Annotated in this window: 22 protein-coding genes; 16 read left to right on the forward strand and 6 right to left on the reverse strand. The window is 45.1% G+C overall.

Going from position 1 to position 23,908, the window contains the following annotated elements; translation table 11 throughout:
- From B0H50_RS03765 to B0H50_RS03780, 4 genes are all read left to right on the forward strand, one after another.
- On the forward strand, positions 1-428 hold a 428-nt coding region (locus B0H50_RS03765), incomplete at its 5' end, for an RNA-directed DNA polymerase (protein WP_146193669.1).
- 394 nt (positions 429-822) lie between these two features.
- Positions 823-1,557, forward strand: coding sequence for an FKBP-type peptidyl-prolyl cis-trans isomerase (locus tag B0H50_RS03770; RefSeq protein WP_106198068.1), 735 nt, complete (start codon positions 823-825; stop codon positions 1,555-1,557).
- Between the two features lie 73 nt (positions 1,558-1,630).
- The gene (locus B0H50_RS03775; protein ID WP_106198061.1) at positions 1,631-2,947 is read left to right on the forward strand and encodes a M23 family metallopeptidase; all 1,317 of its coding nucleotides are present in this window, start codon (positions 1,631-1,633) and stop codon (positions 2,945-2,947) included.
- 95 nt (positions 2,948-3,042) lie between these two features.
- A complete protein-coding gene (locus B0H50_RS03780) occupies positions 3,043-5,574 on the forward strand; it encodes an Ig-like domain-containing protein (RefSeq protein ID WP_158256438.1) in 2,532 nt (843 codons plus the stop codon).
- 67 nt (positions 5,575-5,641) lie between these two features.
- Here B0H50_RS03780 and B0H50_RS03785 read toward each other — a convergent pair whose 3' ends face one another.
- From B0H50_RS03785 to dnaB, 4 genes are read right to left on the reverse strand one after another with little or no spacing between them, the layout of a single operon-like run.
- Positions 5,642-6,247 carry a hypothetical protein gene (locus tag B0H50_RS03785; protein ID WP_146193670.1) on the reverse strand — a complete coding sequence of 202 codons (606 nt, stop codon included), beginning with the start codon at positions 6,245-6,247 and terminating at the stop codon, positions 5,642-5,644.
- 14 nt (positions 6,248-6,261) lie between these two features.
- Entirely contained in the window at positions 6,262-7,047 is a 786-nt protein-coding gene (locus B0H50_RS03790; RefSeq protein ID WP_106198058.1) for an ABC transporter ATP-binding protein, read from the reverse strand.
- A 10-nt stretch (positions 7,048-7,057) separates the two neighbouring features.
- Positions 7,058-7,840, reverse strand: coding sequence for an MlaE family ABC transporter permease (locus B0H50_RS03795; RefSeq protein ID WP_106198057.1), 783 nt, complete (start codon positions 7,838-7,840; stop codon positions 7,058-7,060).
- Entirely contained in the window at positions 7,840-9,252 is a 1,413-nt protein-coding gene (gene dnaB / locus B0H50_RS03800; RefSeq protein ID WP_106198056.1) for a replicative DNA helicase, read from the reverse strand. The genes B0H50_RS03795 and dnaB overlap by 1 nt, the downstream gene beginning before the upstream one ends.
- Positions 9,253-9,499: 247 nt before the next feature.
- On the opposite strand from dnaB, the gene B0H50_RS03805 reads away from it, so the two are divergent.
- The 3 genes from B0H50_RS03805 to B0H50_RS03815 all read left to right on the forward strand — a co-directional run bounded on the left by B0H50_RS03805 (position 9,500) and on the right by B0H50_RS03815 (position 10,944).
- The gene (locus tag B0H50_RS03805) at positions 9,500-9,793 is read left to right on the forward strand and encodes a hypothetical protein (protein ID WP_106198055.1); all 294 of its coding nucleotides are present in this window, start codon (positions 9,500-9,502) and stop codon (positions 9,791-9,793) included.
- Between the two features lie 18 nt (positions 9,794-9,811).
- Positions 9,812-10,405 carry an FISUMP domain-containing protein gene (locus B0H50_RS03810; RefSeq protein WP_106198054.1) on the forward strand — a complete coding sequence of 198 codons (594 nt, stop codon included), beginning with the start codon at positions 9,812-9,814 and terminating at the stop codon, positions 10,403-10,405.
- Positions 10,406-10,524: 119 nt separating this feature from the next.
- Positions 10,525-10,944, forward strand: coding sequence for a hypothetical protein (locus tag B0H50_RS03815; RefSeq protein ID WP_106198053.1), 420 nt, complete (start codon positions 10,525-10,527; stop codon positions 10,942-10,944).
- A gap of 6 nt (positions 10,945-10,950) precedes the next feature.
- Here the strand turns inward: B0H50_RS03815 and dacB are convergent, their stop codons facing one another.
- On the reverse strand, positions 10,951-13,134 hold the full coding sequence (gene dacB / locus B0H50_RS03820) for a D-alanyl-D-alanine carboxypeptidase/D-alanyl-D-alanine endopeptidase (protein ID WP_106198052.1): 2,184 nt from the start codon (positions 13,132-13,134) through the stop codon (positions 10,951-10,953).
- The gene (aroA, locus tag B0H50_RS03825; protein ID WP_106198051.1) at positions 13,131-14,471 is read right to left on the reverse strand and encodes a 3-phosphoshikimate 1-carboxyvinyltransferase; all 1,341 of its coding nucleotides are present in this window, start codon (positions 14,469-14,471) and stop codon (positions 13,131-13,133) included. The genes dacB and aroA overlap by 4 nt, the downstream gene beginning before the upstream one ends.
- A gap of 47 nt (positions 14,472-14,518) precedes the next feature.
- Here aroA and B0H50_RS03830 point away from each other — a divergent pair, with 47 nt between their 5' ends.
- From B0H50_RS03830 to B0H50_RS03870, 9 genes are all read left to right on the forward strand, one after another.
- Complete coding sequence (locus tag B0H50_RS03830; protein ID WP_106198050.1) at positions 14,519-14,995, forward strand: Crp/Fnr family transcriptional regulator; 477 nt, start codon at positions 14,519-14,521, stop codon at positions 14,993-14,995.
- Between the two features lie 23 nt (positions 14,996-15,018).
- Positions 15,019-15,771 (forward strand): acyl-[acyl-carrier-protein] thioesterase, encoded by a 753-nt coding sequence (locus tag B0H50_RS03835; RefSeq protein ID WP_106198049.1) that lies wholly within the window; start codon positions 15,019-15,021, stop codon positions 15,769-15,771.
- Between the two features lie 64 nt (positions 15,772-15,835).
- Positions 15,836-16,720 carry a glucose-1-phosphate thymidylyltransferase RfbA gene (gene rfbA, locus B0H50_RS03840; protein WP_106198048.1) on the forward strand — a complete coding sequence of 295 codons (885 nt, stop codon included), beginning with the start codon at positions 15,836-15,838 and terminating at the stop codon, positions 16,718-16,720.
- 22 nt (positions 16,721-16,742) lie between these two features.
- Positions 16,743-17,876, forward strand: coding sequence for a dTDP-glucose 4,6-dehydratase (locus tag B0H50_RS03845; RefSeq protein ID WP_106198067.1), 1,134 nt, complete (start codon positions 16,743-16,745; stop codon positions 17,874-17,876).
- A gap of 5 nt (positions 17,877-17,881) precedes the next feature.
- Entirely contained in the window at positions 17,882-18,439 is a 558-nt protein-coding gene (rfbC, locus tag B0H50_RS03850; protein ID WP_106198047.1) for a dTDP-4-dehydrorhamnose 3,5-epimerase, read from the forward strand.
- A gap of 27 nt (positions 18,440-18,466) precedes the next feature.
- Positions 18,467-18,919: an arsenate reductase/protein-tyrosine-phosphatase family protein gene (locus B0H50_RS03855; protein WP_106198046.1), complete on the forward strand. Its 453-nt coding sequence runs from the start codon at positions 18,467-18,469 to the stop codon at positions 18,917-18,919.
- An 11-nt stretch (positions 18,920-18,930) separates the two neighbouring features.
- Positions 18,931-20,964, forward strand: a complete 2,034-nt coding sequence (locus B0H50_RS03860; RefSeq protein ID WP_109587273.1) for an AAA family ATPase — start codon at positions 18,931-18,933, stop codon at positions 20,962-20,964.
- Between the two features lie 5 nt (positions 20,965-20,969).
- On the forward strand, positions 20,970-22,349 hold the full coding sequence (locus B0H50_RS03865) for a mannose-1-phosphate guanylyltransferase/mannose-6-phosphate isomerase (protein ID WP_109587304.1): 1,380 nt from the start codon (positions 20,970-20,972) through the stop codon (positions 22,347-22,349).
- A gap of 224 nt (positions 22,350-22,573) precedes the next feature.
- Positions 22,574-23,842, forward strand: coding sequence for a hypothetical protein (locus B0H50_RS03870; protein ID WP_106198044.1), 1,269 nt, complete (start codon positions 22,574-22,576; stop codon positions 23,840-23,842).
- Positions 23,843-23,908 lie beyond the last annotated feature (66 nt).

A 23,908-nucleotide genomic window follows, 5' to 3' on the forward strand; every position in this document is an offset into this window, starting at 1 on the left:
TATTTAGCAATGTTTATATGAATGCATTGGATCAATTTGTAAAACGCACTTTGAAATGTAAACATTACGGGCGCTACGTCGATGATTCGTTTATCGTTTCATCAAGTAAAACCGAACTTGAAAATTTGATTTTTCCGATTCAAAATTTTTTGAAAAATGAGCTCGGGCTTGAACTGCATCCACAAAAAACAAAAATCGAAAATGCGTATTGGGGAGTTCAATTTTTGGGCGGATTTTTACTGCCTTATAGAAATTACATCGCAAACTCGACATTCAAACGCATGCAGAAAAAACTCAAGCTTTTGCCATATCGAACAGACGTTGACGTAGAAAATTCTCTGCAGTCGTATTTAGGAATGCTTTCGCACTATAAAAATTTTAACCTTTTGCGGGGAAGTGATATTCCTAAATCGCCCAAGGCGCTTTAAAAATGAGAAATTCGTTTCCCTTTTGCTTCCGCAAAAGGGAAAGCCCGCTTTGCTATGCGAATGCCTCAAATCCTTTTGAAGTGTCTATGCAAAGTTGCAGGAATGTTCAAAACCCTTTTGAAGTGCCTATGCAGAGTTGCATGAAGAGTTCAAAAGCAATTTGAATGTTTCTCGCAGCGTTGCACGAAAAAATGAGGGATTTAGATGTGGAATTCGGGGCGTTGCGGGGTGTCCCCGCAGAGGGGGTAGCGGGAAACGCGCGGTGGGGATTTTATTTTTGATTTTATCGCGCGGTTCACGCGAGGGGGAGGCTTCCCCCCTTGTTTGTTTTTATTTTCTTTTCTTTTGCGAGGAAAATTTTTATTTTATGGGCAAATTCAAAAAAGGAAATTTTATGAAAAAACTTTTGGCTCTTGGTATGGCTGCGGCTTTGCTCGCGGGTTGCAATGATCTTGGTGCAAAATCGGGCAAGACAAGTCTTGTGACGGAAAAGGATAAGTATAGTTATGCGCTCGGCGCAAATTTCGGTTCGCAGGCGCATTATCAGTTGGTGACCCGCGATTCGGTCGCGCTCGATTTGGATGCGTTCTATCAAGGTTTTAAGGAACGTTATTTGGCGGATAGCGCAAATTATTTGATGAATGATTCGTTGGTTTATGCGACTTTGAATGCGTTCTCGCAGGATTTGCAGAAGAAGAAAATGGAAAAGGATAGCATCGCTTCGGCAAAGAATCTCGCGGAACAAGAAGAATTCCTCGCAAAGAATAAGACGGCTGAAGGCGTGATTACGACGGAAAGCGGTTTGCAATATAAGGTGATTACCGAAGGCAATGGCGCGATTCCGACGGATTCGTCGATTGTGTCGGTGCATTATACGGGCACTCTTTTGAACGGCAAAGAATTTGATAGTTCGGTGAAGCGCGGTCAGCCGGCAGAATTCCCGGTGGGCGCTGTGATTCCGGGCTGGACGGAATTGTTGAAGTTGATGAAGGTCGGCGGAAAGGTGCAGGCTTGGATTCCGAGCGCTCTCGGTTATGGTCCGAGCGGTCGTCAGCCGATGATTCCGGGCAATAGCCTTCTCATTTTCGAAGTGGAATTGTTGGAGATTAAGGCGCCGGCTGCGAAGTAATCGCTGCATTTGGTTTCAGCCCGCTGTTTTGGCGGGCTGTTTTTTTTGATTGGATTTTTTTGCGTGGTGGCGAATGAAATTTTGGCGCATTTCTTGGTTTGCTTTTTTTAGCGCGACGATTTTTTTGTCGGCGTGTTTTGAGTCGGGAAAAATTGAATCGTTAGATGGTGAAATTCAGCAGGCGAATTTGCAGTTGGCGAATGCGCAGACAAGTCTTGCGACTTATGTGGCGAAGCGTCCGCAGCGGCTTTCGGTTTTGAGCGATACGGTGAAAGCGGGCGAGGGTTTGTATCAAGTGCTAGAACGTTTGCAGGTGAATTTTAATGATAAGCGTTCGATTGTGCTTGCGATTCAAGATAGCGTGGAGCTTTCGAATTTGCGGGTGGGGCAAGCGTTTCATGTGGCGCAAGATTCGCTCGGAAATGTGCAAGTGTTTCGTTATGCGCCAAATCCGGCGACGGTGCATTTGCTTTTGAAAGAAAATGATGGCTTTGTTTACAAGTTGGTGGCGAAGCCGCTCGTGGTAAAACAATCGGTTTTTGAAGGTTTTATTGCGAAGGGCGGAACGTTACACGAGACTCTTCTTTCGGTCGGAATTCCGGCGCGGATGTCGGGAATTGTCGCGGGAGTTTTACAATGCAAAATTCCTTTTTCGAGTGTGCAGCCGGGAGACCGTTTCCGGATTATGCTCGAGGAATCTTTTTATCAAGACAGTATTTGGATTGCGGGGAAAGTAATTTACGCAGAATTTGATGGGCGGACTGTCGGACATCACGAGGCATTTTTGTATGCGGATCCCGATCCGAAGAGCACTTACAATGCGCATTATACGGAATCGGGGGAAGCGTTGATTTTTGACGGTTTGCGTTATCCGCTCGATCGATTGCATATTACGAGTCCGTTCGGCGTGCGCATTCATCCGGTGACAGGACAGCGCAAAATGCATAGCGGAATTGATTACGGTAGTCCGAAGGGTTCGCCGGTTTATGCAGTGGCGAAGGGAAAAGTCATCGTCTCGGGTTATGATGAATATAGTGGCAATAAAATTGCGATTAAGCATGCGGATAATTCGGTGAGTTATTATATGCATTTGAGTTCGCGCGGTGTCGGCGTGGGGCAGCAAGTGACGGGCGGTCAGGTGATTGGACGTGTCGGAAGCACTGGCCGGAGCACGGGTCCGCATTTGCATTTGGGATTTAAAAATGCGCAAGGACAATGGATCAATCCGAAGTCGAAGACGATGATTGCGACGCCGAAATTGCAAGGGGAACGCCTTGCGCGGTTACAGTCGCAAGTGAAACGCATCCGCGAAGATGTTTTGAAAACCGAAGCGGAAACGCCGCGAGAATTTGAAGGCTCATCGGTGAAAGTCAAACAGCGAAAAATTTAACGGTGGGCGTTGTTTTTGGACAACGCTCTTTTTGAAATTTTTCGGAAATCCCATTTTGACGAGTTAGATTTATTCAAAAACAATGGGATGGTTTTATGCGTTTTCAAAAAATTTTTGCAGGCATTTTGCTGACTTGTGCGTTTGGAATTGGCGAAGCTGCTGTTCCCAAATCCGAAGTGGTTACGCTTCCTTCTGATGTGAATTTAGGCGGCGGCGATGTCGTGGGTTCGCAGTTGATCGCTGCGACTTATAATGCGGGGAATGGCCCTGGAATTTGGATTGTCGCGGACGGCGGTTTTCGTTTGTATCATAATGGTGCTCTCCTTGCCGAAGAAAATCAAGCGGGGCGCGTGCGATTTATTCCGATGACTTTTTTGCCAGGTGAAAATGCCATTTCCGTTGTGGGCGTGAATGGTTCGGGGGCGCCGGGCGTTTTGGTGCAAATCGACGATTTGGATAAATCGTATTATTCGGGCTCTTCGTGGAAAGCAAAGCCGAGCGTCGGAAATGCAAACTGGAAACAGAAAGGTCGCGATTTATCGCAGTGGGGCGCTGCGACCGAACTTTCTTACGCAAATTCTAAAATGCCAAGCGGCGGCGCGTTAAATGGCTTTGCCAAAAATACGCAGGCGAAATGGATTTGGAGCGGTTCGGAATCGGATAAAAATGCCGTCTTGCTTTTCAATTTGAATATTCAAGCCGAAGGCTTTGGCGCTGTCACCACGGGCGGCGATAAAGGAAAAATCGTTATCGCGAAAGATTCTTTAGAAGTCCGCAAATATTTGCAAAGTAATGATGCGGTCACCATTTTAATTCCCGAAGGCACTTACGATTTTCGTCAATTTCGCAATGCGGCGACCGAAGCGAAAAAGGCAAATCGCACTTGGTGCAAAACGACTTGCTCCGAAAAAAATGCGGTGACCGGGAAAACAAATACATTTTACCGCATCGCATTCGAAGCGAATTCGTGTCAGTCTTTGGGCGAATCGAATTTGCAAATCGTTCAAGAAAGTGAAAATTTGAAAAAGTGGGATAATTGGATTACGATTAAAGCGAATAAAAGTTTAATCGGTATGGGGCGCGGCGCCAATTTGCGCGGGGCTTCGCTCAACAATCGCGCATACGAAGGCGGACACAATAACATTTACAGAAACTTGGCGATTTACGATGTGAATCCGCATTTGATTGAAGCGGGCGATGGACTTGAAACTTCGGGCAATAAAGATTCGCACATTAAAAATTTCTGGGCAGATCATGTGAGCTATAAATGGATTAGCGATGGACTCGATATGGAATTTGTCGATAATGCGACGATTAGCTTTTTGGATTTTGACGGTGCAAACGAATATAATTGCTGGGGAACAGACCCTTATATGTCACTTGTCGAAGATGCGCATTTAACATTTGCGAATAATTATTGGCATAATACATACGGCCGCGTTCCGAAAGTCACCGGAGAAAATGATGGTTCGCAAGTTCATTTGTATAATCAATTCGTTGATGGAAATCGCTTCTTTATCGCAGGCGCAAATGGTCATAGCGCAAATGCAAAAGCATACGTGCGTTACGAAAACAGTTACATTAAAAATGGCAAAGGTTATTTAGCCGAATGGGGCGATAACGGCTACGTTTACTTTAGCGGGATTACTTTAGATAACACGAGCAAACAACATCGTTACAATGGTTCTGTGCAAAGTGGAATTCCGCAAGCGGAAACATTTACGCCGAAGTATTCTTTTGTAAAACGCGATGTCGCAAGTTTACCAAATGAACTTCCAAATATTACCGGCGTGGGCGGGCGTTATGGGAAAATGCCTTCTTACGATCAAGCGTTTGGACAAAGCAATCAAGCGGCAAGTGTAAGCGTTTCCGTTTCGAATGCAAAAGTTTCTTTAGGCGATGAAGTGACTTTATCGGCAACGGCGAAAGATAACGATGGCTCGGTTCAAAAAGTGGATTTTTATGTCGGAAATACTTTAGTCGGTTCTGTAAATTCTGCGCCTTATCAAGTCAAAGTTTCGGGGCTTGAAGCGGGCGAATATTCTGCGGTTGCCGTCGCGACGGACAATTCGAATTTAACGCAAATGTCAGGCTTTGTAACGTTTAGCGTCGAAGGCGAAAGTTATCCAAGCATTGCCAAATGCGGCGGCGGTTCGAGTTCGCAAGCGATTACATTGGGCGAAGCCATTACCGATTTTTGTTACACGTGGACGGGCGCCGAAACGGTTATCGCCGAAGGTTTCCCAAAAGGAATTTTGACCGAAATCGATAACGAAAATCGGAAAATTTCCATCAGCGGAACGCCGACAGAAGCGGGCTCATTTAGTTTTAGGGTCACGGCTACGGCAAACGATTCCACCTTTAAAAAGTCTGGAAAAATCGTGGTGACCGATCCGAATGCAAGTTCATCGAGCAGTGAAATTTCAAGTTCGTCTTCGGCAACGGATACAATTCCCGAAGCCATTTTGCGTCAGTTGCGCTTGTCGCATAATGCTGCGGTTTTCTATCGCGCATTTGATTTGCAAGGTCGCCCGATTTATGCCGGGAAACAAAAGCCCAAGTTGCAAAATGTGCGCGCGATTATCGTCGAATATAGCGCACAAGGCGTTCGCCGAATTATTCCGTAATCATTCTCTCTTCCTGCAAAAAACGGAGTTCTTTTAGAACTCCGCTTTTCATTTTCACCGAAATTTTTTACCAAGCGCATTTGAAGGTTTGAACATTTCCGATAATCACAATCGTGGCGCCTGCGGGGAATAAACTGGATTCAACTTGGCTATAAGTATAATCTGATTTATTCCACACTTCTTTGTCGTTTACTAAGATGGTGCAACTGCCACCGCATTGTAAAGCTACAGGATTTTCGCATTGATTTTCGGCGAGGCTGTAAGTGCCCGCAGAAAGCGGAAGATTTTCTTTGGTTAAAGAAATTTTTTCCAGTTCGCTGCTCGAACTTTCCGCGCTCGACGAAGACACGGAGCTAGAACTTTTTTGGGAAGAACTGCTTTCCGCGCTTGACGAAGACACGGAGCTAGAACTTTTTTGGGAAGAACTACTTTCCGCGCTTGACGAAATTTCGCTGTTTGAACTCGAAGGAATTTTTCCGCCGCCGTTTGCTTTGCATTCTGCGTTTCCTTGACAAGCGCTCACTGCGGAATCGATTAGTCCCGCATAATAATTTTCATCTTGTAAATAACGCAGAGTGTCATCGTTGGAATCGATGTCGGCAACGCTACCCGAGCCGCATGAGATGAAAAAACTCGAAGTGAAAATTCCTGTAAATCCCAAAACTTTTTTCATAGAAGCTTCCAAATTTATTCTTCTTCTGGATTGATTTTTCGCTTGCCCGTAATAAATTGTTTGACGAAAGGATTTGTGGTATTTTTGATTTCGTCAACGGTACCGACTTCGATAATGCGGCCTTTGTAAAGCATCGCAATGCGATCGGCGACTTTGAACGCGCTCACCATATCGTGAGTCACGACGACAGAAGTGACGCCGAGTTTACTTTGCATGTCTAAAATCAAATCGTTGATGACATCGCTTGTAATCGGATCCAAACCGGTTGTCGGTTCATCGTAAAGAAGAATTTCGGGATTGAGCGCAATGGCGCGGGCAAGGGCAACGCGTTTCCGCATACCGCCCGAAAGTTCGCTCGGCATTTTGCTGCGGAATTCGGGAACGAGATTGATGAGTTTCAATTTTTCGGTGACGATTTCTTGCACGCGTTTTTCAGAAAGTTCGGGATGATGTTCTCGTAAAGCGAATGCGATATTTTCGCCGGTATCCATACTATCAAAAAGAGCACCGCTTTGGAAAAGCATTCCCATTTTTTTGCGAATCGTTCTCGTGTCAAAAGATTTTGGCGTGCTAATCGTAACGCCGTCGACGATGACTTCGCCGCCATCGGGTTGGAGAAGCCCAATCATGTGTTTTAAAATCACCGATTTTCCGCCGCCCGATTGTCCGATGATGACCATCGTTTCACCGCGACGAATGTCCAAGTTAACATCGGCTAAAACAGTTTGAGGACCAAAACTTTTTTGCAGCCCGCGGAGCTGAATCATAATATCATTCGGATCGATATTCACATTGGGCATAAACAAAATCCTATTGGAAAAGGAGAGCGTCGGTCGCTAAATCCAAGATGAGAATCATTAAACAGCAAGAAACCACAGCATCTTTTGTCGCAAGTCCTACGCCGCGGGCACCGGGCGCTGCATTGATTCCGTGAAACCATCCCAGTAAAAAAATGACTACGCCGAAGACAAATGATTTGATAATTCCGCCGGCAAGGTCGAGCGGATTAAAGAGATATTGCATTCCGGTGTAAAATGTATAAGAAGAAATATCAAGAGCGAGAACGGCGACAATCCATCCGCCGATGAGCGCTAAGCAATTCGAAATAATCGTTAAGCAAGGAACCATTGTAAAGAAAGCGACGAATCGCGGCATCGCTAAAAAGCGGTAAGGGTCGAGCCCTAAAACTTCGTGTGCATCGAGTTCTTCTTTTTCTCGCATAGAGGCAATTTCTGCGGCGAGCGCACTGCCGACGCGTCCTGCTAAAACGAGTGCGGTTAAAAGAGGGCCGAGTTCGATTAAAACCATTTTGCACGCAGCTGTTCCGACCCATTTATCGGCGACGAGTCCGCGGAATTGAAACGATGCTTGCACCGTTGCGACCATTCCTGTAAAAATCGAAGTCACAAAAAGAAGTGGCATCGACGAAACGCCAATCGAGACCATTTGCTTTAACACAAGTCCCCAAGTGCGAAAAGCATACGGCACTTGACGAAGTGTAAAGCAGAGAATGCAACAAAGTTCTCCAACGCTCGAGATGCCTCCGACGACGATTTTTCCTAGGAACTGCAAAGGCGCAAAAATTTTCACCATTACACTCCGATGTCATCGAGCGACCCAAAGTCCGAGCCGCCGCCATTTCCCGCTTCTTCTTCGGGAATGTAATTTTCGAATTTTGTGTATTGCGGAATCCACGTGAGGTCAATATCTGCAGTCGCTCCGTTACGATGCTTGGCGACGAGAAGTTGCGCTTTATTTTTGTCGGCTTCATCGTGGCTGCGGTAGAACGGACGTTCGATAAACCAAACCATGTCAGCGTCTTGTTCGATAGAGCCCGATTCACGCAAGTCCGAAAGTTGCGGACGCGTTTTGCCTCCGCGGACAGCGTCTGCGCGGTCTTCGGTTTTACGCGAAAGCTGAGCGAGTGCGATGACTGGGATTTTCAAATCTTTGGCGAGAACTTTTAAACCACGCGAAATGGCGCCGACGGCGACAGCGCGGTTTTCTTCTTTGCCCGTTTTCATCAGCTGTAAATAATCGACGATGACCAAGTCTAAACCGACTTTGCGTTTTAAACTGCGGCATTTTGAAAGTAATTCCATAATTCCTAAATCCAAATTGTCGTCCACATAAAGTGAATTCGCTTGGACGATTCGGCTCGCTGTGCCCGGGAGCTTTGCAAATTCATCGCGGTTCAAATGTCCTGCACGGAACTTGGAAAGTTCAAGCCCAGCCATCGAACAAATGATACGCTGCATTAACTGTTCTGCGCCCATTTCGAGGCTGAAAAACGCAACTTTTTTTCCGTAATTGATGCTAGAATTCGAAGCGAGAGTGAGCGCAAACGCTGACTTTCCCATACCCGGACGCCCCGCGAGAATAATCAAATCGGAAGGCTGAAGCCCATTGGTTAAACGATCTAAATCCGTAAATCCTGTCGGACAACCGGAAAGTCCATCGCGACGATTTTCCACCGCTTTTAAAACTTCTTGCACCACATCGCCCGCAGGACGCAGAGAATTTTTCACCTGCTTTTCGGCGAGTGACATCACAGAACCTTCGACTTTCGAAATAATTTCGTCGGGTTCTGCGGTCGGGTCTTCGGCTTCTCGAATCGCTTCGTTCGAAACATTGATGAGGCGGCGAAGAACCGCTTTCTTCTGAATAATTTCTGCGTGATACCGCGCGTTGGCGCCGCTCGCCACCGATTCGATGAGCTTGAGCAAATATTCTACGCCACCGACAGCTTCTAATTTGCCCTCTTTTTCGAGCGCATTTTGCAAAGTAACTTCGTCAATCGGCGTGTTCATCTGCGAAAGTTTCTGCAAAACTTCCCAAATAATTTTGTGCCGTTCTTGATAAAAGTCGTCGGGATTGAGAAGAGAAATTACATCGGACAGAACGTTCGAATCTTGCATTACGCCGCCGAGCAAATTGACTTCTGCTTCGGCTGCTTGCGGAGCGCTTCGCCCGCTATATTCGTAATTTTCGCTATTCTTAGCCATTAAAATAGATAATAGAAATTTTTCGTTTTTGTGTTTTGCAAAGAAATTTTTCGAGGCGGTAAAGACCTAAAAATTTTTCGTTTTTCATTTTCTTGCGCACGATTCACTCATCATTTTCGACTATCATTTTCTAATTATCACAAAATTTTATCAATCATTGAAAATGATAAATTTTATTGAAATAATATATTAGACGTATGAGTGTAGACTGACTAACTTTTGCACGTCATTCAAAAAAGGAGCTAATATGCCTGATTTTCTTGAAGCCACGATGCTTGTTTGTTTCGGTCTTTCTTGGCCGATTTCCGTGTGGAAAAATATTAAATCGCACACGGCAAAAAATATGAGCATGCGTTTTAACTTGCTGATTATCTTTGGCTATATCGCAGGAATCCTTGCGAAGTGCTATCTGCATGCGTGGAATTATGTGCTCGCCATTTACGTGCTCAACTTGGTCATCGTTTCGTGCAATGTGTTGGTTTATTACCGCAATAAAAAATACGATGCAAAGGACGAATTGTTGAAAAACTTTGCGGTGTAAATTGCAGAGGAGTTCATCATGAAAATGATTTATCCGCTGTTTCTTTTGGCGCTTGCGTTCGTTTTCTTCGGTTGCAATGAAAGTCATTCTTGCATTTACAATCCCGATAACGAAACTCTCCATTGCGTCGAAAAAACATATAAGACGAAAACGATTGGCGATAAAGTTTGGCTTGCAGAAAATTTGGATTACATGGTAGAATTCAGTTTCTGCTACGGCGATGATTTTGAAAAGTGTAATGAGTTTGGACGCCTTTACACGTGGGATGCTGCGATGGAATACAATCCGATGAATAAGGATGCTTCGAATCGCGGCGTATGTCCTGCGGGTTGGCACATTCCGACCGTCAGCGAATTTGAGGCTGCTCTTCAAACCGATCCGAATTCTTCGGCGTTGCAATTCTTAAAATCCGGATTCCGCTATTACGATGATTCGTATGTGGACATGGGAAAGAATGCGACATTCTGGACTGCTTCGGAATACGATGGCGCGAGAGCTTACTTGGTCCGCATCGACGATAACGAAGTGAAACTCGAACACTTTAATAAAAATATCGCAGGCTCGCTCCGCTGCGTGAAAAATGAAAGCGCACAAGTGGCGCAGAAAAATTGATAATGATTTGTTGATAACGAATGCGGCGCGCCTTTGGCGCGCTGTTTTTATACGCGGCGTAGCCGCCATTCTTTATTTTCAAACGCATCGTTTGACGGTGCTTTTTTTATATTTTCAGCATGGCTTCCGTTTCTGAAATGATTCGTAAACGTTCTCCTTTTTTACAAGAAGAATCCGCTGTTTTTCAAGAGCTTTTAACATTCTTTGGGGAAAAGGCGCAGATCGCTCCGGACTTTCATGATTTGCAAGAATTTTTGGCGCCGAGGCGACTTTATCGGGTCATCAAAATTTCGGGAACTTCGTTTATGAAATGCGCTTATGCGTTGGTCGATAATTTCCCAGAATGTACGCGGGCGCTTGGAATGCTTCGCTATTATCGTTCGTCGGGTTCTATTTTTTGGGGCGACGTGGAAAAAGCAGAAAATATCATTTCCAATTCGTTAACGATGGATGTTTACGGTTGGGCGCCAGATTCGTTCACCGTTTTTGAAGGCGAAAAAGACGGTAAATTTGAATTGACCGCAATTCTCGCTTTTTAATTTTTCTTATAAAAATTCAAAAAGAATAATGCCCGGAATTTTTCCGGTTCCGACCCAACTATTTAAATATTCCACTAATTCGTGATCGACGACTTTGTTGAATTTATACGAAGCGTCGCGCAAAATCGGAAGTTTACCGCGGTCTAAAATTAAAAATCCCGTGTGCACAATGTCGAGAGAATTGAGTTTGCTTACGAATCCGATTCCGCGAACGGTGCGTTCTCCTTGCCACGGCGAGCCTGCAAATTCAATCGCTTTTTCGAGAGGCAAATACCGCAGATATAATTTCGTATCGGGCTCCGAAACTTGGATATTTTTCGTTTTGAAAAATTCTTTTTTCGAAATAATGCGTTCGACAAGAGTATCGTTCGGAAGCGCAATTTGACGGGCGAATTTTCCTTCGCCAATCCAATCGACGACGAAATAATGTTTGCGGAAACGGTAAGAAATTTTTCCGTCGATGTAACGGAGTTTTTGTAACACGCTAAAAATGCTGTCATCGCTTGGACTTTTTGCGAGAGCGAGAACGTGTTCAATGAAAGTTACGCAATCGAGAGAATCCGTATTGATCATCGGCATCGGAGAAATGGAATCGCGGAAGCCTTCGCCAGTGGGACCGCCGTGACCGTAAGGAATATCGAGAAATTTTTCGGAGAAAAATCGAATGCGATTTTCCAGTCCCGTAATCGAACTTCCTTGATGATACAAATCTTTCATCGTGAGCAAAGAATTGTAGCCGTTATTTGCCGCGCGGTAAATGCAAGACCAAATTGAATCAAGCGCATCTTTGGTAACGTTGTCGGGAATTTTTCCAGTCTTATTAAAATACGAAGCGATGAGAAGAGTGTCGCCGTCGATCGTGGGCATAAAACCGACAAGTCCGTGCGTTTCGTTGATGAATCCGGTTTTGAATCGAATGCACCACGCGTAATCTAAATTCTGCATCCGTTTTGCGCCGCTTCCGATTCCAGGTCCCGCAAAACTTTGAATGTAAAATTTTCCTTTGGGATGTCGCGCCATCGCTGCGAGTAATTGCGTTTCCGCAGACGGTTTGAGTTTGTTATCGGGCGAAAGTCCGCAGCCGTCAAAGAGCACAAAATCATCGGGATTTAAATGCAGTTTTTGCAAAAATTCTTTCACGCCTTTGCGTCCATTTTCCACATTTCCCGTTTGATATTTGACGGCAGAAAAATTGCGAAAGAGCGCTTCGGCATGTAAATTTTGACTGCGCTGATTGATTTCATCGAGGAAACTTAAAAGCGGCGTGCCTTCAAAAGAAAAGGAAACAAGTTCAATGCCGCTCGGAATTGTCGAATCGATTGCAACGGTAATATTGCGGTCTTTTAATGCGTGCAAAAATGCGGCTTCAAAATAGCGATTCGGATTGCGCACCGGAATGACGACGGCTGCATTTTTCACATTTTTTCCGATGCTTCCCGAAATGGTGAAAATCGGTTTATCCGGATCGAGAGCGTAACGCCATTTGCGACGATTGCCGTTGACGGTTTTTAATGTGTTGTTAATTTGTACGTAACCAATGTCAGGCTCCACGGTAATTTTCGCCGAATCATTTTCGTTTTCACCGGGATCGATATGAATGAGAGCGCAATTATCGTTGAAAATAAGTGGCGTTACCTCGGCGCCATACCACGAAAGGAAATAATTTGACCGCCAATGTTCTGGCTTTCGCGGACCCGAGAAATAAGAGGTGTCTAGCTCCGTGCGGATTTGTAGCGTGTCAATTCCTTTGGCGCGAATTGAATCGGCGAGACTATGCAAAATGTAAAATGGTTCTGCATAAAAACGCCCCGAAATTCCGGGATCGCCTTCTCCGCGTAAACGGATAACGCCGCGGAAAGTTTTGCCGCTGATGCTGCCCGCTAATTGCACCGAAGTTTTTGCTCGAAATTGAAGCGGTAAAAAATCAAGCGCCGCCGCCGTTGTGACGGTTTTTAATGTACTCGCCGGCGTAAAAAAAGAATCCGATTGAACGGAAATGAGTTCGTTTCCGGAATGCAGCGACCGAATGGAAATGCCAAATTTAGAACCCGGAACCATCGAGTCGGCGATGGTTTGATAATCCGAAGAATTCAAAAAAAGTTTCGGCGTAAACGCCACCGAATCTTTCCCATTTTCTTTGGCAAAAATTGCGGATGCGATGAGCAAAATGGTGAAGAAAATCGGCTTCATTTTGCACTCGGAATTTCGAAATTTGCACCGCTGAACATTTTTAAATCTTTCCAGTAAGCGGGATAAGTTTTGTTCACGCAGAGCGGATCTAAAATGCGAATTTTTTGGGAACGAGAAATGCCGAAAGCCGCAAGGCTCATGCACATCGCCATTCGATGATCATTATAAGTTTCAAATTCTGCGGGGAGAAATTCGTCGGGCGGTGTAATCGTAATCGAATTTTCTGTCGTCGAAATTTTTGCGCCGGTTTTTGAAAGTTCTGCTTTCATCGCTGCGAGACGATCGGTTTCTTTGACTTTCCAACTGCCTATGCCGCGGATTGTGCTCGTGCCATTAGCAAAAAGGCAAAGCGCTGCAACGGTCATCGCAGCATCGGGAATCGAAGACAAATCGCAGTCGATTTTTTGAAGCGGAAATTGGCCGCGCTTGCAATCGATGAAACCTTTTCCGTAAACGATTTCTGCTCCCATTTGCGACAAAACTTCTGCAAAATAAACATCGCCTTGCATGCTGTTTTGATCGATGCCGTATAAGCGAACGGGACCGCCTGCAATCGCAGCCGAAGCAAAAGCATAACTTGCGCTCGACGCATCGCCTTCGACAGTGTAATCGCCCGGCGAAATGTAGCCCGTATTCGGTACGCAGAATTTTTGGAAATTTTCGTTTTCAACATGCACGCCGAATTCTTGCATCATCCGAAGAGTCATCGCAACGTAGGGCTTCGAAATGAGTTCGCCATCGACGAGAATGGTCAGCGGATTTTCCATGCAAGGAGCAGCCAAAAGAACTGCGGTCAAATATTGGCTCGAAATATTTCCTTTGATGTGCATCGTGCCGCCGCCGAGACCGTTTGCGTGAATGACGACGGGCGGAAATCCTTCTTTTTCGGCGTAGTCAATTTTGGCGCCGACTTGAATGAGCGCATCCACTAAATCGCGGATGGGGCGTTCTTTCATGCGGTCAATTCCGGTGAGTGTAAAATCTCCGTTTCCAAGAGAAGCTGCCGCGGTTAAAAAGCGAATCGAAGTTCCCGAATTTCCGATGAAAAGTTCCGCCTTTTTGCTTGAAAATTTTCCGCTTGCGCCCGAAATTTCTGCGTCTTTAAAATCGTTTGAAAATCGCATGTTGGCGATGCCCAATTTTTTTAACGATTCCGCCATGTAATGCGTGTCATCGCTCCACAATAAATTGTGCAAATGCGTTGTGCCGCGGGCAAGAGCTGCGAGTAAAAGCGCTCGATTTGTAATACTTTTGGAGCCAGGAAGGCAAAGTTCTCCCAGAAAATGGTTTAAATAGGGAATATCCAAAAAAGTTGTATTCAAAGAATGCGTATTCATAATTTCAAATTTAGATTATTTTATAGAAGAAGACAAAAGAGGAACCGATGAAACAGACGGACGGAAATTTACAGATTCTTTGCACTCTCAGCGATTTTGAAATGTTCCATTCTATCAAGCTCGAACAGTTGGTAGAAATCATTAAATTCGTTTCGCGTTTAGAATTAGATGCGGGCGAAATTTTAATGGAAGAAGGAATGGTCAGCGATTGTTTTTACCTCGTCGAATCCGGCGATGTCGAAGTGTATTTTTCGGTGCCCGGACAAAAGAATTTTTTGGAAGCTTGCCGCGTCAAAACAGGCTCGCCTGTTGGTGAAATGGCACTTCTCGAAGATGATGTGCATTCCGCGCGGGTCATGGCAAAAGAAGCTTCGAGCGTCATCAAAATTGAAAGCGCTCCGTTTTTAAAATACTGCAACAAACATCCCGAAATCGGCTTTATCGTGATGCGCAATTTGGCAAAACTTTTGTGCAGTCGTTTGCGTTATACAGATCAGTTTTTGCGTCATGTCGCCTCAAATTAAATTCCTCGGATAGGGAGAATTTTATGGAAAAAGAAATCGAAGAATATATATTCCCCGTGCGCTTTTCGGATTGTGATCCGCGGAGTCGTTTACGCATTTCGGCGTTTCTCGATTTTATGGAAGAAACGGCGATTCTCGATGCCGAAAAAAATGGCTACGGCATTTGGAAAATGGTGCAGAACGGTTACACTTCGGTGATTTCGCGTTTAAAATTACGCATCAATCATTTTCCGCGTTGGGGCGAAAAATTGCATGTTTCCACGTGGACGAAATCCATTTTTAATCACAAAGTTTTGCTGCGGGATTATTCAATTTTAGACGATAATTTTCACATCATCGCCGAAGCGACTTCGTCGTGGTTGCTTGTCAATTTGAAAACGGGCCGCGCCGAAGATCCAGAACAAAGTCCATTTTTGCCCGAATTGTATCCCGAAAAAAATGCGATTTCCGAAAATTTGGAACTTCTCGAAGCCCGTGAAAATCCGCAGATAATTTTGCAGAAAACCGCATACTATTCGGATATCGATATGAATCGCCACGTCAACAACTGCCGCTATGCGGACTGGGTTTTTGATGCGCTTGCGTTAGATCCCGAACTCAAAAATCGCGAAGTGCGTTCCATTCAATTTAATTATATCGCAGGAATTGCTCCCGGCGAAACGGTAAATTTAATCCGCTTTGAAAATTCGAATCATCACGCTTTCATTTTTGGTGTCAACGCAAATGACCCGCAAAAAGTGCATTTCCAAGCGCGAATTGGTATCGCTGGCAATTAAAAAATTTTCTTTTGAATCAATAATTTTTATTTTCTTTAGAAAATTTTTGTTGGATGGATAATCGATGAAAGGAATTGTTCTCGCCGGAGGATCCGGAACAAGACTTTACCCGTTGACGATGGTAACGAGTAAACAGCTTTTGCCTGTTTACGATAAACCGATGATTTATTATCCGCTTTCGACGTTAATGCTCGCGGGAATTCGCGACATTCTCATCATTTCAACGCCGTCGGATTTGCCTAATTTTGAGCGTCTTTTAGGAGACGGCTCGGCGATGGGAATTCACCTTTCTTATCAAGTGCAGCCGAGTCCCGATGGACTTGCGCAAGCTTTTATTTTGGGCGAAGAATTTATCGATGGCGATGCGTGCGCCATGGTTCTCGGCGATAATATTTTTTACGGAAATGGTTTTAGTCCGCTTTTAAAAGCGGCGGTGAAAAATGCGGAAAACGGACGCGCTAGCGTGTTCGGCTATTACGTCGAAGATCCAGAACGTTTTGGCGTCGTCGAATTTGATGATTCGGGAAAAGTCATTTCGGTCGAAGAAAAACCGAAAGAACCGAAAAGCAATTATGCGATTACGGGATTATATTTTTACGATCATCGCGCTTCGCAATTTGCAAAAAATCAAAAACCGAGCGCTCGCGGTGAACTTGAAATTACCGATTTGAACAAGACATATTTGGAACGCGGCGAATTGGATGTAAAACTTCTCGGACGCGGATTTGCTTGGCTCGATACCGGCACAATGGACTCGTTAAATGAAGCGGGAAATTTTGTGAAAATGGTTGAAAGTCGTCAAGGAATTCAGATTAGCGCAGTCGAAGAAATCGCATTCATCAACGGTTGGATTACGCGGGAAAAACTTTTGGAATCGGCAGAAAAATATGGCAAATCGCCATACGGTTTGCATTTGCGAAAAGTCGCCGATGGGAAAATTCACTATTAAAATTTGAACCTTGGAAATCAAAATGAAAACGATTGTCATCACTGGCGGCGCGGGCTTTATCGGAAGTCATGTCGTCCGTCTTTTTGTGAATAAATATCCGAATTATAAAATCATCAATTTAGACAAATTAACTTATGCGGGAAATCTCGCCAATTTACGCGATATTGAAAATAAACCGAATTATCAATTCGTGAAAATGGACATTTGCGATTTCGATGCATTTTACAAATTGATGCAAACCGAACATGTTGATGGCATTATTCATTTGGCTGCAGAAAGTCACGTCGATCGTTCCATCAAAGATCCGTTTACATTTGCGCGCACCAATGTGATGGGAACGCTTTCGCTTTTGCAAGCGGCGAAACTTTACTGGGAATCTCTCCCCGAAAAATTTGAAGGAAAACGCTTTTATCATATTTCGACGGATGAAGTTTACGGCGCACTTTCTATGACGCATCCCGAAGGAATTCAGCCGCCGTTTACGACGACTGCGTCGAGCGCAAAACATCATTTGGCTTACGGCGAAGATTTCTTCTACGAAACGACGAAGTATAATCCGCATTCTCCGTATTCCGCATCGAAAGCGAGCTCGGATCATTTTGTCCGCGCTTTCCACGATACATACGGACTTCCGACGATTGTAACAAATTGCAGTAACAATTATGGGCCGTATCAATTCCCCGAAAAATTGATTCCGCTTTTCATCAATAATATCCGTCACAAAAAAGCGTTGCCCGTTTACGGAAAAGGTGAAAATGTCCGCGATTGGCTTTTTGTTGAAGATCACGCGCGGGCGATTGATTTGATTTTCCACAAAGGAAAAATTGCGGAAACTTATAACATCGGCGGCTTTAATGAATGGAAAAATATCGACATTATTAAAGTGGTAATTAAAACGGTGGATCGTCTCCTCGACCGAAAAGATGGCGAAGATTTAAATCTCATCACTTACGTCACCGACCGTTTGGGACACGATGCGCGCTATGCAATCGACAGCACGAAATTGCAAAAAGAACTCGGTTGGGAACCGTCTTTGCAATTTGAAGAAGGCATTGAAAAAACAGTAAAATGGTATTTGGAAAATCAAGAATGGCTGGATAATATTACCAGCGGCGCTTACGAAAAATACTACGAAACGATGTATCAAAACAAGTAATCATTATGGGAAAATTCAAATTTATTTCGACAGAAATTGACGATGTAAAAATCATCGAGCCCACAGTTTTCGGCGACGCTCGCGGTTACTTTATGGAAACCTACAGCGAAAAAGAATTTGCAGAAAATGGCATCGCAGCGAAATTTGTACAAGACAACGAATCGCGTTCGAAAAAAGGCGTTCTCCGCGGCTTGCATTTTCAAAAGAAAAATCCGCAAGGAAAACTCGTCCGCGTGATCGAAGGCGAAGTGTTTGATGTCGCCGTCGATTTGCGCAAAAAAAGTAAAACATTTGGAAAATGGGTCGGCGTGACTCTTTCTGCAGAAAACAAAAAGCAATTTTATATTCCCGAAGGCTTTGCGCACGGTTTCGTCGTCCTCAGCGAAACGGCAACTTTTGTTTATAAATGCACGCGTTTCTATGCGCCCGGCGATGAAGGCGGACTCATGTGGAATGAACCGCAAATCGGCATTCAATGGCCGGTAGGAAACGGCTTTACGCCATTACTCAGCGAAAAAGATACGAAGAATCCGACTCTCGATAAATTGGATTGGACTTTTTAAGCCTTGAAAATTTTATCTTTTGAGCGCATGAAAAAAGTCTTAGTTCTTTGCACTGGAAATGTTTGCCGCAGCCCGACTGCGGAGTTTTTGCTGCGTCAAAAATGCGGTGAAGATGTCATCGTGCAAAGCGCAGGAATCGGAGCACTCATCGATTCTCCCGCAGAAACGCTTGCGCAAAAAGTTGCTAAGGAACATGGCTTAGATATTTCAACGCATCGTTCGCGGCAAGTGACAATGGATATGCTCAAATGGGCGGATCTTGTTTTGGTAATGGAGCGCGGACAAGAAGAATGGCTCCTTTCGCGTTATCCGTGGTTAAAAGGAAAAATTTTCCGCTACGGTGAACCGATGAAAGTGGATGTTCCCGATCCGCATGGTCATTTGGAAAATGCATTTCAAATGGCGTGGAATTATTTGGAAAAATTAACCCCGTATTGGGTGGAAAGAGTCGAAAAAATCTCAAAAGATTCTTCGAATTGAAGGAATTCTCTATGGCTTTAGACAAGAAGACTCCGCAAAAACCGCAAAATCCGTGGAATGATTTATTCCGCGATGTGTGGGCGCACAAATTTTTTGCGATTGCGATTGTCGCATTATCAGCGATTGTCGGTGCAGTCGTTTGTCAGTGGATTCGTCCGGTTTACGAAGCAAACGCTTTGATTCAAGTGAAGACAAAATCCGGCTCGCTTTCGGCGATGCTCGGCGATGTCGGCAGTTTCCTCGGCATCGGGGGAAGTTCTTCTGAAACGGAATCGCAGTTAATGCAAAGCCGCCGCGTGGTCGAAGGCGCTATCGAATCTCTCGGACTTCAGAATGTGGCGGAACCGACAAATATTTTAGATCGTTTTTTACATCGTGAAGGGCGCGCAGACATTCGTTATTTGCAATTCCCCGATACTTCGGTCATGCCAGTAGATCGTCGTTCTGAGCCGTGGACTTTAGTCGCAGACGATAGCATCCATTTTTCGCTTTACGATGATTTGGGTGAAAAAGTTTTGTCTTGCGTTCCGAATGAACTTTGCGCTGTGCCGTATCAAGGCGATTCGGTTAAAATCCAAGTTTCTCTTCTCAAAGTCCGCGCGGGTCAAAAATTTGAAGTCTCGCAGCGGCTCATGGTTTATGCGGTAAAAGATCTCGTCGGAAAACTTGCGCTTGCAGAACAAGGCAAGAAAACGGGCATCGTTCAAGTCGTTTATCAAGATATTTACCGCGACCGCGCCACTCTCATTTTGGATTCTCTTCTTTCGGCGTATTTGCAGGTCAACGCAGAATTTGGTTCGTCGGATATGAAGAGCACTCTCGAACTTTTGGAATCGCAACTGCCCGAAGCGAAACGCGTAATGGATAGTCTTTCGACCGCGCTCAACGATTACCGCGAAAAGAAAGGCTCCGTGGACATTGTGAGCGAAACAAAAATTTCTTTGGAAAATCGTCTGCGGTTGCAGCAAAAAATTATTGAATTGCAACAAAGTCGCGAAGAAAAAGCGCGCCTTTTCGATGCTTCGCATCCGTTCATCGTGACGACAGATAAGCAAATCGCTGCGTTGAAAAAAGAACTTGCAAAAGGCGATTATCAAACGAAGCAACTTCCCGAAGCGCAGCAGAAAATTCTCACGATGACTTCCGAAGTGCAATTTGCGCAAAATATTTATGCAGATCTTTTAAAACGCGTAGAACAAATGCGGCTTTTGGTCGCGGGCTCGTCGGAATCCGCAAAAATTATCGACCCGCCGATTATTACTCCGAGAGAAGTGAAACCAAAAAAGAAAATGCTTTTCTCGGGCGCAATCGCTGCGGGCGCATTCTTCGCCATTTGCCTCATCTCGTTACGGAAAAAACTCAAAGGCGTCGTGGATCCGTTTGAAGTTTCGCGCGCAACCGGCTCAAGCGTTTACTCGTGCATTTTAAAAGGCGAAAAGAATGCCCAAGTCGGGCTTGAAACTTTGCAACTTTCGTTAGAATTAGAATCGACGGGGAAAAGTCGCGTCCTTTGTTTCTCGGGGCTTTTAACGCATGTGGGCTGTTCTTTTGTCGCATCGCACATCGCAAAACTTTTCGCAGAAACCGGAAAAAAAGTTTTGTTAATCGATGCGGATTTGCAGCACGGAGAACTTGCGAAAGAATTTAATCTGAACACGAATCTCGGGCTCATCGATGTGCTCGCGGGCAAAGCTTCGATTCAAGAATCGGTTTGTCATTCGACGACTTCGGGCTTAGATGTGCTTCCTTCGGGCAGACATTTAATGTGTTCCGAAGGCGTTTTTAGCGCAGAAAAATTTACGAATTTCATTCAGCTGACGCGGGATTTTTACGACTACATTATCATCGATACATTGCCGCTTCAAAAGGCGATGGACGCATCGATTATCAGTCGCGTGTCCGATGAAATTGTCGTGATTTTGGAATCGGGCCGTCACATGCTCGATAGCATTCAAGACGGATTTGCGTTACTTCCCCAAGGCGCTTATCCGGCAAAAGTTGTCGCATTTAACAAGTGTGAAATCATAAAACAAAAAAGAGGGTAATGAAGATGATCAATTTGATTCTTTGTGGTGGATGTGGAACGCGTCTTTGGCCGGTCAGCCGGACTTTAATGCCCAAGCAATTTGCCAAACTTTTTAACGGCAGTTCTCTTTTTCAAGGAACGGTCGTCACCAATTCTGTCGCTTGCGAATCGCAATATGTAATCAGCAACGCAGAACAATACTTCTTAGCAAAAGACCAACTTTCGGAACTTTCGGAAAGCGGGCACAACCCGCACTTTATGCTCGAACCGGTGGGACGCAATACGGCGCCGGCAATCGCACTCGCATGTCTCACTTTGGATCCGAATACCGTTGTTCTCGTTTCTCCGTCGGATCACGTCATCCGCAAAAAAGATGCCTACTTAAAAGTTTTGGAAAAAGCGAAGAAACTCGCCGAAAGCGGTTACCTCGTCACCTTTGGCATTACGCCGACAAGTCCGGAAACCGGTTATGGTTACATTGAAGCGGACGGTGAAAATGTCAAACGCTTCGTCGAAAAACCGAATTTGGAAAAAGCAAAAGAATACCTCGCCAGCGGGAATTTCTACTGGAATAGTGGCATTTTCTGCTTCAAAGTTTCCACGTTCCTCACCGAACTTGAAAAATATGCCCCCGATATGTTCGTCGCATGCAAATCGGCGCTCACCAGCGCCAAGCGGGAAAATGAACTTCTCCGCGTTCAATACGACGACATGATGGAAATTCCGGCAAATTCCATCGACTATGCGGTCATGGAAAAATCGAATCAAGTGAAAGTCGTCCCGTCGGATATCGGTTGGTCGGATCTCGGGTCTTTCGACGCTTTGTATAACGAATATCCGCACGATGAAGCGGGCAATAATGTGAACCCGAAGCATCTTCCGGTGGGCACCAAAAATTCAATGGTCATCGGGCAGCAGCGTTTAGTCGCTACAATTGATTTGGATAAAATGCTCGTCGTCGATACGCCGGATGCTCTCCTCGTCGCACCGCTTTCGTCGAGTCAAAAGGTAAAGAAAGTTGTCGAATCGCTGAAGTTAAAGCATTCTCCGCTCACCGATGTGCCTCAGACCGTTGCGCGTCCGTGGGGAACGTATTCGGTTTTGGACGACAATGAACGTTACAAGATTAAGCGCATTGTGGTAAGACCGGGCAAACGCCTTTCGCTCCAAAAGCATTTGCACCGTTCGGAACATTGGGTCGTTGTCAGCGGAACGGCGACTTGCACCGTGGGTGATAAAGTTTTTTACGTGCGTCCGAATGAATCCACTTATATTAAAGTGGGCGAAATTCACCGTTTGCAAAATGATGGCAAACTTCCGCTCGTCATCGTCGAAGTTCAAGTCGGCGAATACACCGGCGAAGATGACATTATCCGCATCGAAGACGATTTTAAGCGGAATTAAATCGCAGAAGAATTTTGCGAATAACAAAACATTTTGCCTCGCGCAAAATGTTTTTGCTTTTAAAACGACTTGTAAATTTTAATTTACGAAAGAAAGATGAATTACGCGAAAATGAAGTTCGCCAAAGAAAATCGGGCTGCACCTGAGAAATAATTTCCTGCTGGGGAAAAAAATGTTTAAATTCAAGGGGTATAGTTGTATTTTACAAGAAAGAGGCCTTTCTTATGCAAAAGAAGTTTATCTATGGACTTGCAGCAGCCGCGTTTGCGGGCAGTCTTTTTGTTGCCTGCGGTGACGGCGATGTATCGGGGACGACAAGCGACGACGATACAAGCGCATTCTTGAATGATTCGGCTTATTATGGATCTTTAAAAGATTTAGCGGTAACCGCTTGCAAAGATAGTCCGAAGTGCAATGCAAATGCGAGCGAAATTGTAGAACCGACTTCTTCGAGTGCAGCGGATTCGCCGGTGACAGAACCGAGTTCTCAATCTCAAGCGCCGACATCTTCGGCTTCGATTCCGACGCCGCTGAGTAGTTCTTCGACTCCGATTGTGAATCTTTCTTCGGTTGCGGTTTCGTCTTCGAGCGCAGGCGTGGTAACCCCGACTTCGTCGGCAGCTATCGTGGACGATGGCACGGTGAACGGAACTTGTGCTCCGGTGCCGGCGACGATTTCTAAGGGCGGTTCGACAACTTGGAAGTTTACAAAACTTTCGCCAGCGGGAATGGCTGGGATGACCAAGCAGCAAAACGCCATCTTTGATTGGACGATGACCGGTTCAACAGAAGGCTCTTTTAGCGCAAAGGGTAGCGCAGGTGGAACCGCTGCGACTGCGACTTACGCCGCATCGGGCTCGTTCACGGCAACTCTCACAGTTGATGGTAACAAGATTACATGTTCGCCGCTTCAGGTAAATGGTGCTCCGATTACGGGCTGTGAATGTGCTGCAACGGCGCCTACTGTGGATGTCGCTTCGGGTGCAGCTTCTGCAACGTGGACTGTTTCGGGTTGCACAACTGATGGTAAGATTACCGGCTACACTTGGACGGGTGCAACCGGAACGGGTGAAACTGCAACAGCAACTCTTTCGAAGAAAGGCGATGCCATTGCTCCGACGGTGGTCGTTGCAAATGACGATAATACCCAGCAAGAATTCAAGTGTGCAGAAGTAAAAGCTGTCGATTCGAGCGCTCCGGAATATTCTGTTGAAAAGGGTGGACAATTTACTTTAGCTGCGGGCACATATACTGTTTATTATGCATGTACTCAAGCTAATCAATATTATCAGCCTCCATTTGCGTTGAGTGCCTCTGGAGAGTGGTCTGAAAGAACTTTGACTTATACGAATGCTAGTGGTGAAGAAGTAACGAAGTCTTCTAATTCGCATACAATTTCATTTGCAGATATGTTTGGTAGTTGGTCTGGTGCTTTGCCAACACAAGGATTTACTTTTACTGTGGATGGTGCAGTAACTTTGGGTTGCCAATAATAAATATCTATAACTATTTAAGATCAAAGCCTCTTGCAAAATTTGCAGGAGGCTTTTTCGTTAAAT

The sequence above is a fragment of the Hallerella porci genome, from assembly GCF_003148885.1.
In the GTDB taxonomy this organism is placed as follows: domain Bacteria; phylum Fibrobacterota; class Fibrobacteria; order Fibrobacterales; family Fibrobacteraceae; genus Hallerella; species Hallerella porci.